This window comes from Streptosporangium oxazolinicum (genome assembly GCF_039537505.1).
In the GTDB taxonomy this organism is placed as follows: domain Bacteria; phylum Actinomycetota; class Actinomycetes; order Streptosporangiales; family Streptosporangiaceae; genus Streptosporangium; species Streptosporangium oxazolinicum.
The window spans coordinates 1-13,232 of record NZ_BAABAQ010000017.1; the positions used below are offsets into that span (position 1 = coordinate 1).

Here is a 13,232-nt window from a genome sequence, read left to right on the forward strand (position 1 = left end):
TTCAGGCGGGGTCGACGTTCAAGACGTTCACGTTGCTCACCGCGCTCAAGCAGGGCATGAAGGTCAACGACGGGTTCAGCGCGGGGGCGGGGTTTCGCGCGTCGGGGTATGCGGCGTTCAAGAACTGCAAGGGGGAGAACATCGGGGATCCGACCTGGACGGTGACCAACGACGAGGGGGCTCCGGGGTGGAAGACGTTGCGGACCGGTACGTGGGGGTCGGTGAACACGTTCTTCATGGAGTTGGAGCAGCGGGTCGGGCTGTGCGAGACGATCAAGACCGCGAAATCGCTGGGGATCCACCGCTCCGATGGGCTCAAGTTGCTGGAGTTCTCGACGTTCACCCTGGGCACCAACGAGATGGATCCGGTGACGGTGGCCAACGCCTACGCCGCGATCGGGGCGCGGGGTAAGTACTGTGCGCCAATGGCGATCAGCCGGATCACCGACCGCAACGGCAAGGTCACCGACTACAAGCCCAAGTGCCGCCAGGCGCTGGATCCGGAGGTCGCCGACGCGGCGGCCGATGTGTTGTCGGGGGTGTTCACCGAGGGCACGATGCGGGTCGTCGGCGGTATCGGCCGCGACGCGGCCGGCAAGACCGGCACCACCGACAGCTCCGCCACCGCGTGGTTCGCCGGGTTCACCCCGGACCTGGCCGGAGCGGTCAGCATCGGCGACCCGCGCGGCTCACGGGCCCACAGACTGACCGGGGTGACGATCGGCGGCCGATATTACGGGGCGGTGGCCGGGGCCACCCTTCCCGGGCCGATCTGGAAGGACACGATGATCGGCGCGCTGAGGAACACGCCGCCGGCGTCGTTCACGCCCATCGACTCGGCCCGGTTCGGGGGATGCTCCCAGGACTGCCGGCCCGCGCCGCGCCCCTCGGACGACGACGTCGGCGCGGCGGCTCGAAGGGGGTGACCACGGACAGGCGTCGCCGCGCGGGCTCACGGCCGGGCGGGGGGCAGCAGGGCGTGTGTCAGGCGTCGCCGAGCAGGTTCCCCGCGAGCAGGTTCCCGGCGAGCAGGTCCAGCAGCGGCTCGCGCCGGACACAGCGGGCGAGGGCGAAGGAGTCGGCCAGGGCGATCAGCTCCTCGTCGGAGCAGCCGCGCAGCAGCTCGGCGTACTCGGGGAGCATCGCCTGCGCGATGAGGATGTGCCGGATCAGGTCGTCGGTCTGGTAGCGGGCGCCCCACGGGTAGGGATCCCAGGAGGGAAACTCGGTCTCCATCAGCCGGTGCAGGGGGGCCAGCTCGCGCGCCGACTCCTCCATCGTCGAGCCCCACCGGTCGGCGCCCAGCCGTCCCTTCTTCGCGATGAAGGCGCCGAACCGGTCCATGTACGGGTCGCCCGCGCTGACCAGGCCCTGCAGCCCGACGTCCTTGTAGGTCCACAGCGACCAGCCGGCCTCGTACGAGTCGAAGATCTCCAGCTGGTCACGGAGGATCTGGTAGCGCTGCCGGTCGATCTCCGGGTCGCCGGTGTAGACGGGGCCGAACTCGCCGACCCAGATGGGGGTGCCGGTCTCCCGCTGGAAGACGGTCCGCCGCTCGAAGGAGCGCTCCAGCTGGGTCCGGTCCACCCACTCGCCACGGGTGCGGCCCGGGTAGGGGCCGCCGTGCGCGAAACCGGCCAGGGCGTAGTCGTGGCAGACGAAGACCGTGTTCTCGTACACCTCACGGAAGATCGAGAAGTCGGTGGAGTAGGTGTTGCCGTCCAGGAACAGCACGTGTCCCGGGTCGACGGCGCGGATGGCCTTGACCAGGCGGTCGTAGAAGGGGCCGACGACCCGCCCGCTCGGGTCGCCCGGCTCGTTGATCGGGTTGTATCCGGCCACCCAGGGGTTGTCCCGGTACCGGTCGGCCACGACCTCCCACAGGTGGACGGCGCGGTCCTGGAAGTGCCGGTGCTGCCAGAACGCGGCGATGTGGGTGGGGTTGTCGGAGTGCCAGTGCTGGTTCTGCGCGCCGGGCAGGGCGTGCAGGTCGATGACGCTGTGGATGCCGTGCCCGGCGAGCAGGCCGATCACCCGGTCCAGGTGGCGGAAGCCGTGTTCGATGATCTCAAAGGGGCGGTCGTCGGACTCCAGGTGGCGGTAGTTGACCGGGACGCGGACGCAGTTGACGCCGAGGCGGGCCAGCAGCGCGGCGTCGTCCGCGCCGAAGAACGAGGTGAGCAGGCGGTCGAGGAACAGCTCGGCCCTCTCCTCCCCCAGCACCTCCCGGACGGCCGCGCGCATCGCGGACTCGTTGGCCGGGTAGCCGGTGATGAAGTTCTCCATGTTCAGCCAGCCCCCGAGGCCCACTCCACGCAGCCGTACCGGGGTGCCGGCCGAATCGACGAGACGGGATCCGGCGACACTCAGGGTCATGGTGTCTCACTCTCTACACGACGATCTCTCTGTACGACGATGAATTCGGGTCAGCCCTTGGTGGCGCCCGCGGTGAGGCCGCTGATCAGCTGACGTTCGGCGACGGCGTAGAAGGCCAGCGCCGGGACCATCGAGACGATGACGTAGGCCAGGATCCTGGCGGTGTCGGCCATGTACTCGCCCTGGAACTGCTGGACGCCGAGGGGCAGGGTCCACAGGTTCGGGTCGTTGAAGACCACCAGCGGGAGGAAGAAGTTGTTCCAGCTCGCCACGATCGCCAGGACCGAGACGGTGGCCAGGGCGGGCCGGGCTATCGGCAGCAGCACCCGCCAGAAGAAGCCGAAGGCGGTGCAGCCGTCGATGACGGCGGCCTCCTCGATCTCCTTCGGGATGGACCGGAAGAACGTCCGCAGGATGATGACGGTGAGCGGAAGGCCGAACGCGGCCTGCGGCAGGATCACCCCCAGCGGGTTGTCCAGCAGGCCGAACGTGCGCAGCAGGACGAACAGCGGCAGGATCGCCACCGCGAACGGGAACATCAGCCCGATGGCGAACAGCGTGAACAGGAACTCGCGCCCCCGGAAGGCGAACCGGGCGAAGGCGAAGGCGGCCATCGCCGACAGCCCCACGACCAGCACGGTGGTCGTGACCGCGACGAACAGGCTGTTGAGCAGCTGGCGCCAGAACGCGCCCGAGCCGATCACGTCGGTGTAGTTCCCGGTGACCCACGGGGAGGGCAGGCCCAGCGGGTTGCCGGAGAGCTGGTCGGAGCTCTTGAAGCCGCCGAGCAGCCCGTACAAGAAAGGAATAACGACGAAGACGGCCGCCACCCAGATGACCACGTGGACCGGGAGCGTGCGGAGCCGGGCGATCATCGGCGCTCTCCCATGGTGGTGCTCGCCCCTTCCAGGTCCCTGCGCAGGACGAACCGCTGGTAGCCGAGGGCGAAGACGAGGCTGATCAGGAACATGACGACGCTGATCGCGCTGGAGTAGCCGATCTGGGACCGCTTGAAGCCGTACTCGAACATGCTGACCGCCATGGTCTCCGAGGCGTGCGAGGGGCCGCCGCCGGTGAGGATCCAGACCAGGTCGAAGAGCTGGATCGTGCCGATGACGGACAGGAACACGCTGATCCGGATGGTGGGGCCGAGCAGCGGCAGGGTGACGTGGCGGAACACGTCCCAGCCTCCGGCGCCGTCGATCCTGGCCGCCTCGCTCAGCTCCCTGGGGATGCCCTGCAGTCCGGCCAGATAGATGATCATGTGGAATCCGAAGTACTTCCAGGTGATCACCAGGAACAGCGAGAACATCACGGTGTCCGGCTCGGACAGCCAGGGCCAGGGCTCCAGCCCCCAGGAGGTGAGCAGCTGGTTGGCCAGGCCCGCCTCGGGCGACAGGATGAGCGAGAACAGCACGCCGGTGATCGCCTCGGAGAGCATGTACGGCGCGAAGAACAGCAGCCGGTAGAAGGCGCGCCCTCGGATCCGCTGGTTCAGCATCACCGCCAGGCCCAGAGAGAGCGGCAGCTGCACCGCCAGGCCCAGCACGATCAGGATGCCGCCGTTGCGCAGGTCTCCGGCGAGGATGTCGCTCCGGAACAGGCGGGTGAAGTTGTCCAGGCCGACGAAGTCGCTCGGCGGGCCGATGCCGTTCCATCGGTAGAGGCTGGTGTAACCGGCCACCAGGATCGGCGCCAGCACCAGGAGGGTGAACAGGACCAGCGCGGGGAGCACGAACAGGACTGCGGTGCCCCAGCCTCGTCCCCGGCGCGGGCCACCGCCCCGCCCCCGCTTCACAGCGGGCCCGGAGTGGGGGGCCGGACGTGCGTCCGGCCTGTCGTCGTCATCGTCCTCGCCATCATCACCGTCGTCCTCGTCGCCCTCGCCGTCCTCGCCCCCGTCGCACTCGCCGCCGTCCTCATCGGGGCGGGGCGGCTACTCCGACTCCGACTTGGCCGTCTCGGTGATGGTCTGGACGACCTCCTGCGGCGTCTTGGTGCCCCCGATCAGCTCGGCCACGGCGTCGTTGACCTCCTGGCCGACGGCCGGCGGGTACTCCTGGTCGAGGTAAAGCTGGAAGCCGCCCGCGGCCGACAGGGTCTCGGAGACCGTCTTGATGTGGGGGTCGGTGACGGCCGCCTCCTCACCCTGCTTGAGCACGGGCAGGACCGCGCCGGCCTTCACGGCCCTGCTGTGGTTCTCCGGCCTGAGCGCGAACTTCAGGAAGTCCAGCGCGGCGGGCGGGGCGTTGACGCCCAGGGCCAGACCGCCGCCTCCGCCGAACGCGTCGCCCGCGGAGCCCTTGCCCCCCTCCACCGTGGGGAAGGTGAAGAAGCCGAGGTCGTCGCCGAGACCCTCGCCCGCGTCCTTCTGCACGGCCGGGGCCCACTGGCCCATCAGCTCCATCGCGGCCTTGCCGTTGGCCATGGTCGCGGCCTGCCCGTCGGGGGTGGAGTAGTCGGCGCCCTGGAAGCCCTTCTGGAACGGCTGGAGGTCGACGAGTTCCTTGAGCCGCTGCCCGGCGGTGACGAAGTCGGGCCCGGTGAAGTCGTTGGTGACACCGGCCTGCTTGAGCGCGTCCAGCCCGGCCACCCGCATGGCCAGGTAGGCCCAGTAGTAGTGGCCCGGCCACTTGGCCTTGCCCGCGAGGGCGATCGGGGTGGTCCCGTCCGCCTTCAGCTTCCGCACCGCGTCCAGGTACTCGGCCCAGGTGGTGGGCGGGGCGGTGATCCCGGCCTTCTCGAACAGCGCCTTGTTGTACCAGAAGCCGACCATGCCGATGTCGGTGGGCAGCCCGTAGGTCTTGCCGTCGAACTGGTAGGCGGACAGGGCCGCCGGGGTGATGCCGCCGATGACGTCGCCCGCGTCGGACGACAGGTCCTTCACCAGGCCCGCCTCGATGTGCTGTTTCAGGACGCCGCCGCCCCAGGTGGAGTAGAGGTCGGGTGCCTTGCCGGACTGGGTGAGCGTGGCGAGCTTGGGCTTGTAGGAGTCGTTCTCGATGGCGATGTTCTTGATCGTGACGTTCGGGTGGGCCGTCTGGTACTCCGTGATGAGATCCGCCCAGAACGTCTTGAGGGGTTCCGCCGTCGCCAGGTTCCAGAACTCGAAGGTGACCTTCTCCGAACCGGTGCTCGCGCCGGGTTGGGCCCCGTTCCCGTCTTCGCTCGTACCGCAGGCTCCGAGAAGCAGCGCGGACACCGCCAGAGCCACCACGCCTCGCCGGCTCAGCATGGGGATCCCCTTTCGGGAGGTAAGTTGAAAAGTTTCACATATTCCCCGAATATTTCGTGATCCGGAGAATAGGTAAATTCGCGGTTACCCGTCAATAGCCCCGGGGTAGCGATCCCGGACGGTGGCGGCCACCTCCCCGGAAGGGCTCCGAAAGGTTTCAGTTAGTATTCGCCGCATGCCAGCCAAGCCGCGCGTGACGATCGCCCTGATCGCCGAGGAGGCCGGGGTCTCCGCGCCCACGGTCTCGAAAGTCATCAACGGGCGGCCCGAGGTCGCGGCCGAGACCAGGCAGCGGATCGAGCGCCTGCTGCACAAGCACGGCTACCAGCGCAGGACCGGCCAGGGCGACGCCCCCGTCGGCCTGGTCGACCTGGTCTTCACCGAGATCGAGAGCCCGTGGGCGATGGAGCTGGTGCGCGGCGTGGAGACCGCGGCCCGCGAGGTCGACGCCGGGGTGGTCGTCTCGGTCCTGCACAGCCACGCGGGGCCGGGCCGGGACTGGGTGGAGCGGATCGCCGCCCGGCGCACCGACGGGGCCATCCTGGTCGGCTCCCGCATCAGCGCCGACCAGCACGGCCAGCTGGCAGCCAGGTCCATCCCGTTCGTGGTGGTGGATCCGGAGGGCGAGCCGCCGCCCGGGGTCGCCTCGGTCGGCGCCACCAACTGGAACGGCGGCCTGGCCGCCACCCGCCACCTGCTGGAGCTGGGCCACCGCAGGATCGGGATGATCGGCGGCCCCGCCGGGATGCTGTGCAGCCGGGCCCGCGTCGACGGCTACCGGGCCGCGCTGGAGACCGCGGGGATCGCGGTGGACCCGGCGCTCATCCGGTACGGCGACTTCCTGGTCGGTTCCGGCCGCGACCACGGCCACGCCCTGCTGTCCCTGGACGAGCCGCCCACCGCGATCTTCGCGGGCAGCGACATGCAGGCGTTCGGCGTCTTCGAGGCGGCCAGGCAGCGCGGCCTGCGGGTTCCCGGCGACCTGTCGGTGGTGGGCTTCGACGACCTGCCGCTGGCACGTTCCGCGTGGCCGCCGCTGACCACCGTGCGCCAGCCGCTCCAGGAGATGGCCGAGCTCGCCACCCGGATGGTGCTCGGGCTCGACCGGGGCGGGCACGAGCCCCGGCGGGTGGAGCTCGCCACCGACCTCCTCGTCCGCGACAGCACCGCCCCTCCGACCGGCTGACCCCGCCGCCCGGGGACGCCCCGGCGGCCTGTCCCTCGCCCTGCGGCTCACCCCCCGCCCTGCGGCCCTCCCGCGCGCCGCCGAGCCTTCTCCACTCGTGCCCTGACCGGCTGTTGACGGCCGCCCGTGAAACATTTACGGTACTCGACACGAAATGTCTCGGCAATCTTGTGAAACTTTCGGAAAGCGGGTTTCCGCATGTCTCGGCATCACAGGGCACTGCTGGCACCGATCCTCGCGCTCCCCCTCCTCGGAATCAGCCCGGCCACCATGGAAAACGCCTCCCAGATCCGGGTGGACCATCACCGCGTTCTCCAGAAGATCGACGGCTTCGGCTTCTCGCAGGCGTTCCGGCGCAACGAGCTGGTCCGCGCGCTGCCCGCCGCCAAGCAGCGGGAGATCCTCGACCTGTGGCTCAGCCCGGAGAAGGGCGCGGGGCTCAGCATTCTGCGCCTGGGCATCGGCTCCTCCCCCACCGGCAGCCCGTACGACCTGATGGCCTCCATCCAGCCCGAGGACCCCGGCGGGCCGACCGCGCCCCCGAAGTACGTCTGGGACGGCGAGGACGGCGGCCAGGTCTGGCTCGCCAAGGAGGCCAGGCGCTACGGCGTGACCCGCTTCTACGCCGACGCCTGGAGCGCCCCCGGCTACATGAAGGACAACGGCTCCGACAGCAACGGCGGGACACTGCTCCCCGAGTGGCGGCAGGCGTACGCGAACTACCTGGTCCAGTACGCGAAGTTCTACGCCAAGGAGGGCATCAGGATCACCGACATCGGGTTCACCAACGAGCCCGACCTCACCGTCTCGTACGCCTCGATGCGGTTCACCCCCAAGGAGGCCGCCGAGTTCGTCAAGGTGCTCGGTCCCACCGCGGCCCGTACCGGCCTCAAGGTGGTCTGCTGCGACGCCGCCGGCTGGTCCGAGCAGCGCGAGTACACCGCCGCCATCGAGGCCGACCCCGTCGCGCGGCGGTGGGTCGCCACGCACGCCGGGCACCCCTACGTCAGCCCGGTGGACGGCCCGCTGCCCACCGACCGGCCCGTGTGGATGTCGGAGTGGTCGCCCAACGGGACCACCTGGAACGAGGAGTGGGACGACGGCAGCGGCTACGACGGCTTCGCGGTCGCCCAGCAGATCCACGACTCGCTCACCCTGGGAAAGGCGAACGGTTACGTCTTCTGGTTCGGCGCCTCGCGCGGCGCCACCCGGGGACTGATCCAGATCGACGAGGCCACCTCGACCTACCGCGTCTCCAAGCGCCTGTGGGCGCTGGCCGCCTACAGCCGCTTCGTCCGCCCCGGCGCGGTCCGGCTCTCCGTCGCCGCTGCCGACCCGGCGCTGAAGGTCACCGCCTTCCGCAACGCCGGGGGCTCGGAGGTCGTGGAGATCCTCAACACCTCCGCCGCCCCCGTCACCACCAAGATCACCACCCGTCCCGGCCGGGCCACCGCCTACCTGACCGACCGCGAGCACTCTCTCGCCGCCACCCCGCTCCCGGGGCTGAGGCCCGGCAGGAGCCTCACCCTCGCCCCGCGCTCCCTGACGACCGTCGTCGTCCGGTGACGCGCCGGGTTCCCGTACCCGCGCCCCTCCCTCGGCCGGAGGCCGGGGGGTCCTCCGCACCGGGAGGGGCGCGATGATCCGGGTGGCGGTCGCGGGCACCGGCGGCATCGCCGGGATCTGCCACCTGCCCGCCCTGCGCGCCGAGGCACGCAGGGCGCGGGTGGTGGCCGCCGCGGACGTGGACGAGGCGCGGGTCAGGGCGTTCTGCGCCGAACACGCCATCCCGGGGGCGTACACCTCCCTGGAGGCGATGCTCGACGCGGAGCGGCCCGACCTCGTCCACCTCTGCACCCCGCCGCACCTGCACGCCGCCCAGGCGGTGGCCTGCCTGGAGGCGGGCGCCTGGGTGTGGATCGAGAAACCCGCCTGCCTGTCGCTGGCCGAGTACGACCGGATCTCGGCGGCCGAGGGGCCCGGCTACGCCTCGGTCGTCTCCCAGCACCGGTTCGGCTCCGGCGCGCGGCACCTGCGCGCCCTCGCCCCCGAGCTGGGCCGCCCGCTCGTCGCGCTCTGCGTGACCGCCTGGTACCGCGACCACGCCTACTTCGAGGTGCCCTGGCGCGGCCGGTGGGAGACCGAGGGCGGCGGCCCCACGATGGGACACGGCATCCACCAGATGGACCTGATGCTGTCGGTCCTCGGCGACTGGTCGGAGATCCGCGCGATGACCGGCACGCTGGACCGCCGGATCGAGACCGAGGACGTCTCGATGGCCGCCGTCCGCTTCGCCTCCGGCGCGATGGCCTCGGTGGTCAACAGCGTGCTGTCGCGGCGCGAGGAGAGCTACCTGCGTTTCGACTACACCGAGGCGACCGTGGAACTACGCCACCTGTACGGCTACCGCAACGCCGACTGGACCTCCACCTCGGCGCGCTGGAACCCGCCCACGGATCTGCCGAGCTCGCACGAGGCGCAGCTGGCGGAACTGCTGGACGCCTACGAGCGCGGCGAGCGCCCGCCCATGAGCGGCCCCGAGGGGCGCCGGGCGCTCGAACTGATCACCGGCCTGTACGCGTCGGCGTTCACCGGCCGGCCCGTCTTCCGCGCCGACCTCGTCCCCGGCCACCCCTTCCACCATCGCCTGGACGGACGCGCATGGAGCTGACCTTCGTCGAGCGCGGCGTGGAGATCCTGCGCTACGTCCACCGGCCGGACACCCCGGTCTTCGAGTCGCCCAAGCCGTACTTCCACCCGATCAGGACCCTGGCCGGGGACGTGGTCAGCGCCTACCGCCCGCACGACCACCGCTGGCACCGGGGTCTGCAGCTGACCGTCTCGGACCTGTCGGGGGAGAACTTCTGGGGTGGCGGCAGCTACGTCCGCGAGGCCGCGGGGTATGTGGACCTGCCCAACAACGGGACCATGCGGCACGAGGAGTTCCTCGCCCCCGGCGTGGAGCGCCTCACCTGGCACACCCGGGGCGGCGAGCACTGGGTGGACGAGGTGCGGACCTTCGGGGTGCGGGACGTGCTGGAGGACTCGTGGGCGCTGGAGCTGTCCACCGCGATCACCAACGTGCGCGGGAAGGACCTGGTCTTCGGCAGCCCCACCACCAACGGCCGCCCGATGGCCGGGTACTGCGGCCTGTTCTGGCGCGGGCCCCGCTCCTTCGAGCACGGGCGGGTGATCGCGGAAAGCGGCGAGGGTCCGGAGATGATGGGCGAGGAGTCGGCCTGGCTGGCTTACACCGGCCACCACGACGAGGTGGACCGCTCCTCCACCCTGCTGTTCCAGAGTGCCCTGCCCGCCGTCTGGTTCGTCCGTACGACGCCGTTCGCGGCCGTCAACCCGTCCATCGCCTTCCACCGCGAGCTGGTCCTGCCGCCCGGCGCGACGCTGCGCCTGGGCTACCGGATGGTCGTGGCCACCGGCGCGTGGGACCGCCCCCGGCTGGAGGCGTACGTCGGGGAACACCCGTACCCGGAGGGGACGTGACGGCCTCGCGCCGGGTCCGGCGGGGTATGACCGGTGCCGGGCCGCGTTCACCGACGCCCGGAAGGGGCCCGGCGGAAACCCGGCGGAAGCTCGGACGGAAGCTCAGACGGAAGCTCGACAGGAGTGAGGAGCACCGGTGTTCGGCACAGGCGTGAGCGATCTGACCGTCTACGACTGGCCCGCCGAGGACGGCCTGCGCGGGGGGTCGCCCCACCTGCACACGCTGTGCGCCGAGGCGTACGCCGTGGTGGCCGGTTCCGGCGCCGTCCAGACCCTGACCTGGAGTGGGTACGAGGAGACGGCACTGGCTCCCGGTGCCGTCGTCCGGTTCACCCCCGGCACGGTCCACCGCCTGGTCAACGGCGGCGGCCTGCGCATCGTGGTCCTCATGCAGAACAGCGGCCTGCCCGAGGCCGGTGACGCCGTCCTGACCTTCCCCCCCGACGTCCTCGCCGACCCCGCCCGCTACGCCGCCGCCGTGCGGTCGGCCCCGCGCGAGCGCCGCGACCTGGCCGTCGAGGGGTTCCTCCGGCTCCGCGCCGAGGGCCGCCCCGGCTTCGCCGCCTTCCTGGAGGCCGCCGCCGGGCTCGTCGCCCCCCGCCTGGACGCCTTCGAGGCGCGCTGGCGCGACGGCCCGCTGCGCGCCGCCGAGACGACGGGCGCCCAGCTGGCGGCCCTGCGCGCCGGTGACCTCGCCCACCTGCGTGAGGCCGAGGTCACCCGGGTGCCCTCGGTGCCCCGCGACGGCATGTGCGGCCACCTGCTGACCTACCTCTCGGATCTCCCCGATCTCCCCGATCTTCCCGGCCCCGCCGAGCCCGCCGAGCACGGCCGGGACTGAGGGCCGCGAGGGGGCCCAGACCACCGGGCGGCGCGGCGGCGCGCGCCGCCCGGTTCCCCGCTCGGTTCCTTGTGACGGCCGGAGCCGGGGAATGTCGGTGCGATCTTCTAGGCTGGACCCATGGCACGAGCTAACGATGACGTCGCCGCCGCCCTGGAGGAGTACGCCGAGCTGTTCGCGATGAACGGGGGCGACGCGTTCCGGGTCCGCAGTTACCAGAAGGCCGCCAGGGCGATCGCGGGGTTTCCCGACGACATCACGACCGTGCCCGTGCGGAGCGTCTCCGGGGTGGGCGAGGCGATCGCGAAGAAGGTCGAGGAATATCTGGAGCGGGGCAGCTTCCGGCAGCTCGACGACCTGCGGGAGAAGGTCCCGCAGGGGGTGCGGCGGCTGACCCGGGTGACCTCGCTCGGGCCGAAGAAGGCCGTCTTCCTCTTCCAGGAGCTGGGCATCGACTCCCCCGAGGCACTGGTGAAGGCCATCGGGGAGGGGCGCCTCGACGGCGTCAAGGGCTTCGGCGCCAAGACCGTGGAAAACCTCCTCAAGGGCGTCGAGCACCTCACCGAGCACAGCGCCAGGATGCACACCGGGACGGCGATGGATCTGGCCGAGCGGGTCATCGCCTCGCTGCCGGGCGCCGAGCGGATCGCCTACGCCGGTTCGCTGCGCCGGATGAAGGACACCGTCGGCGACATCGACATCCTCGTGGTCGGCCCCGAGTCGCTGATGGACGACTTCAAGGCGCAGCCCTACGTCGCGGAGGTCGTCGCCTCGGGCGAGAAGAAGACCTCGATCCGCACCGCCCAGGGCGTCCAGGTCGACCTGCGCCTGATCCCCGCCGAGTCGTGGGGCGCCGCGATGATGTATTTCACGGGTTCCAAGGAGCACACCGTGCACCTGCGGGAGATCATCGTGAAGAAGGGCTGGAAGCTGTCGGAGTACGGCCTGTTCGACGGCGACCGGCTGATCGCGGCCGCGACCGAGGAGGAGGTCTTCGGGGCGCTCGGCATGGAGTGGATCCCGCCGACCCTGCGCGAGGACGCCGGGGAGATCCCCGCCGCGCTCAGGCACGAGCTGCCCAGGCTCGTCACCGTCGAGGACCTCAGGGGCGATCTGCACACCCACACCGACCTGACCGACGGCATCGCCCCCCTGGAGGACATGGTCGCCGCCGCCTCGGCCCGCGGCTATGCCTACTACGCGGTGACCGACCACGCGCCCGACCTCGCGATGCACCGGATGAAGCTGGAAAAGGCCCTGGAGCAGCGCGAGCGCCTGCGCGAGCTGCAGAAGCGGTATCCCAAGACGCGGCTGCTGCACGGCAGTGAGCTGAACATCGCCCCCGACGGCTCGGTCGACTGGCCCGCCGAGGTGCTGGAGGGCTTCGACGTGTGCGTGGCCAGCGTCCACTCGCACTTCAACCAGTCGCGCGCGGAGATGACCCGGCGCTTCGTCACCGCGTGTGAGAACCCCAACGTGCACATCATCGGCCACCCAACCACCCGCAGGATCGGCATCCGCCCGCCGGTGGACGCCGACTGGGACGAGGTGTTCCGCGCCGCGGCCCGCACCGGCACCGCGATGGAGATCGACTCCTTCCCCGACCGCTCCGACCTCCCCGCCGACCTGGTGCGGCTCGCCCACCACCACGGCGTGAAGTTCTCCGTCGACAGCGACGCCCACGCGGTTCCGCACCTCGACAACCAGCGGTTCGGCATCGGCGTCGCCCAGCGCGGGTGGCTCACCACCGACGACGTGATCAACACCTGGCCGCTGGAGCGGCTGCTCGCCTTCCTCGGCCGGTGAGGTGACGGCCGGGGACGACGGCGTGTCACCTGTTTTCCCGGTAGGAAATAGAGGTCTTCGGGGACGGAGACCCATGGGCGAGTATTTCCTTCGAAAAGGATCGTCGGGGTCACCCCGTCCGGAAGGCGTGTCTACCGTGTGAAATGGGAAGGTTACGCAGGGTGACGGTCGGCGGGTCTCCGCCCCTCGCCAAGGAGACGTCCGAAAAACGCCGGAGGTCCTACGGAGGAAACGAGAGGGAAACGTGCCGACGTGATGATGGCAACACGTGTTCTCCGATTTCTCGC

General features: G+C 70.7%; 11 protein-coding genes. 7 read left to right on the plus strand and 4 right to left on the minus strand.

Going from position 1 to position 13,232, the window contains the following annotated elements; genetic code table 11:
* On the plus strand, positions 1–926 hold a 926-nt coding region (locus tag ABD817_RS34460; protein WP_344922543.1), incomplete at its 5' end, for a penicillin-binding transpeptidase domain-containing protein.
* Between the two features lie 58 nt (positions 927–984).
* Here ABD817_RS34460 and ABD817_RS34465 read toward each other — a convergent pair.
* The 4 genes from ABD817_RS34465 to ABD817_RS34480 all read right to left on the minus strand — a co-directional run bounded on the left by ABD817_RS34465 (position 985) and on the right by ABD817_RS34480 (position 5,611).
* Positions 985–2,376, minus strand: a complete 1,392-nt coding sequence (locus ABD817_RS34465; protein ID WP_344922544.1) for a glycoside hydrolase family 5 protein — start codon at positions 2,374–2,376, stop codon at positions 985–987.
* Positions 2,377–2,426: 50 nt separating this feature from the next.
* Positions 2,427–3,251, minus strand: coding sequence for a carbohydrate ABC transporter permease (locus tag ABD817_RS34470; RefSeq protein WP_344922545.1), 825 nt, complete (start codon positions 3,249–3,251; stop codon positions 2,427–2,429).
* On the minus strand, positions 3,248–4,111 hold the full coding sequence (locus ABD817_RS34475; RefSeq protein ID WP_344922546.1) for a carbohydrate ABC transporter permease: 864 nt from the start codon (positions 4,109–4,111) through the stop codon (positions 3,248–3,250). Before ABD817_RS34475 ends, ABD817_RS34470 begins: the two co-directional genes overlap by 4 nt.
* 201 nt (positions 4,112–4,312) lie before the next feature.
* Positions 4,313–5,611, minus strand: coding sequence for an extracellular solute-binding protein (locus ABD817_RS34480; RefSeq protein WP_344922547.1), 1,299 nt, complete (start codon positions 5,609–5,611; stop codon positions 4,313–4,315).
* A 175-nt stretch (positions 5,612–5,786) separates the two neighbouring features.
* Between ABD817_RS34480 and ABD817_RS34485 the strand changes: the two genes are divergently transcribed.
* The 6 genes from ABD817_RS34485 (at position 5,787) to polX (ending at position 12,945) form a co-directional block, all read left to right on the plus strand.
* The gene (locus ABD817_RS34485) at positions 5,787–6,797 is read left to right on the plus strand and encodes a LacI family DNA-binding transcriptional regulator (RefSeq protein ID WP_344922548.1); all 1,011 of its coding nucleotides are present in this window, start codon (positions 5,787–5,789) and stop codon (positions 6,795–6,797) included.
* Between the two features lie 198 nt (positions 6,798–6,995).
* Positions 6,996–8,363 (plus strand): glycoside hydrolase family 30 protein, encoded by a 1,368-nt coding sequence (locus ABD817_RS34490; RefSeq protein WP_344922549.1) that lies wholly within the window; start codon positions 6,996–6,998, stop codon positions 8,361–8,363.
* A gap of 73 nt (positions 8,364–8,436) precedes the next feature.
* Positions 8,437–9,468 carry a Gfo/Idh/MocA family protein gene (locus ABD817_RS34495; protein ID WP_344922550.1) on the plus strand — a complete coding sequence of 344 codons (1,032 nt, stop codon included), beginning with the start codon at positions 8,437–8,439 and terminating at the stop codon, positions 9,466–9,468.
* Positions 9,459–10,298, plus strand: coding sequence for a DUF6807 domain-containing protein (locus ABD817_RS34500; protein ID WP_344922551.1), 840 nt, complete (start codon positions 9,459–9,461; stop codon positions 10,296–10,298). Before ABD817_RS34495 ends, ABD817_RS34500 begins: the two co-directional genes overlap by 10 nt.
* 136 nt (positions 10,299–10,434) lie before the next feature.
* Positions 10,435–11,139, plus strand: coding sequence for a cupin domain-containing protein (locus tag ABD817_RS34505; RefSeq protein ID WP_344922552.1), 705 nt, complete (start codon positions 10,435–10,437; stop codon positions 11,137–11,139).
* A gap of 120 nt (positions 11,140–11,259) precedes the next feature.
* On the plus strand, positions 11,260–12,945 hold the full coding sequence (polX, locus tag ABD817_RS34510) for a DNA polymerase/3'-5' exonuclease PolX (protein WP_344922554.1): 1,686 nt from the start codon (positions 11,260–11,262) through the stop codon (positions 12,943–12,945).
* The last annotated feature ends 287 nt before the right edge of the window (positions 12,946–13,232 follow it).